This window comes from Acinetobacter sp. ESBL14 (assembly GCF_036668815.1).
GTDB lineage: Bacteria > Pseudomonadota > Gammaproteobacteria > Pseudomonadales > Moraxellaceae > Acinetobacter > Acinetobacter gyllenbergii.
The window spans coordinates 1-255 of the sequence record NZ_JAZEVS010000081.1; the positions used below are offsets into that span (position 1 = coordinate 1).

Consider the following 255-nt stretch of genomic DNA (forward strand, 5'->3'; position numbering starts at 1 on the left):
TCGTGTTGCCACCAACAAGATTTTTCACATTGTTCGCAGTATTGAATAATTGACTGCCATTCACTGCATCTGTTGATGCTGCATTTACAGCACCCGCTTTAACGTTGGTAATCGTGGTTCCACCAGCGCCTGCAAGCGTGATCTTGTCTTTAGTCGTTGCATCGTCATATTTAACTGCTGCATCGTCTAATGTACCCAACTTGCCATCAACTGCTGCCAATTGATCTTCGGTTGCCGCTTGACCTGATACCGCTG

At 46.3% G+C, this 255-nt stretch carries 1 protein-coding gene; it reads right to left on the reverse strand.

All coding sequences use genetic code 11. The features are described from left to right. On the reverse strand, positions 1-255 hold a 255-nt coding region (locus V6E90_RS21725), incomplete at both ends, for a hypothetical protein (protein ID WP_332606438.1).